This window comes from Paenibacillus sp. EB106-04-04-XG159 (assembly GCF_058791835.1).
The window spans coordinates 1-1,368 of record NZ_JBYTDY010000043.1; the positions used below are offsets into that span (position 1 = coordinate 1).

Genomic DNA, 1,368 nt, shown 5'->3' on the forward strand with positions numbered 1-1,368 from the left:
GGCTGTGATGGGGAGGGAAAATTATAGTACCGAAGGTCTTGAGTTCAGGCTGCCGAGAAAAGCCTCTAGCCAGGTGATGGTGCCCGTACCGCAAACCGACACAGGTAGGTGAGATGAGTATTCTAAGGCGCTCGGAAGAACTCTCGTTAAGGAACTCGGCAAAATGACCCCGTAACTTCGGGAGAAGGGGTGCCCCGGTAGTGTGAATAGCACGAGGGGGCCGCAGTGAAAAGGCCCAAGCGACTGTTTAGCAAAAACACAGGTCTGTGCGAAGCCGCAAGGCGAAGTATACGGGCTGACGCCTGCCCGGTGCTGGAAGGTTAAGGGGAGTGGTTAGCCGCAAGGCGAAGCTATGAACCGAAGCCCCAGTAAACGGCGGCCGTAACTATAACGGTCCTAAGGTAGCGAAATTCCTTGTCAGGTAAATTCTGACCCGCACGAATGGCGTAACGACTTGGGCGCTGTCTCAACGAGAGATCCGGTGAAATTTTAATACCTGTGAAGATGCAGGTTACCCGCGACAAGACGGAAAGACCCCATGGAGCTTTACTGTAGCTTGATATTGGACTTTGGTACGGTCTGTACAGGATAGGTGGGAGCCTAGGAAGCCGGTGCGCCAGCATCGGTGGAGGCATCGTTGGGATACCACCCTGATCGTATCGGAGTTCTAACCTAGGACCGTAAACCGGTTCGGGGACAGTGTCAGGTGGGCAGTTTGACTGGGGCGGTCGCCTCCTAAAGAGTAACGGAGGCGCCCCAAGGTTCCCTCAGAATGGTTGGAAATCATTCGAAGAGTGCAAAGGCATAAGGGAGCTTGACTGCGAGACCTACAAGTCGAGCAGGGACGAAAGTCGGGCTTAGTGATCCGGTGGTTCCGCATGGAAGGGCCATCGCTCAACGGATAAAAGCTACCCTGGGGATAACAGGCTTATCTCCCCCAAGAGTCCACATCGACGGGGAGGTTTGGCACCTCGATGTCGGCTCATCGCATCCTGGGGCTGAAGTAGGTCCCAAGGGTTGGGCTGTTCGCCCATTAAAGCGGTACGCGAGCTGGGTTCAGAACGTCGTGAGACAGTTCGGTCCCTATCTGTCGCGGGCGTAGGAAATTTGAGAGGAGCTGTCCTTAGTACGAGAGGACCGGGATGGACGTACCGCTGGTGTACCAGTTGTCTCGCCAGAGGCATAGCTGGGTAGCTAAGTACGGAAGGGATAAACGCTGAAAGCATCTAAGCGTGAAGCCCCCCTCAAGATGAGATTTCCCACAGCAATGGTAAGACCCCTTGAAGACGACGAGGTAGATAGGTTCGGGGTGGAAGCACAGCAATGTGTGGAGCTGACGAATACTAATCGGTCGAGGGCTTATCCTAA

1 rRNA gene is annotated in these 1,368 nt (G+C 54.7%); it reads left to right on the forward strand.

Features of this window, described 5'->3' with window-relative positions:
- Positions 1-1,367, forward strand: a 23S ribosomal RNA gene (locus AC3WTP_RS23270); the annotation flags it as partial.
- Between the last annotated feature and the right edge of the window lies 1 nt (position 1,368).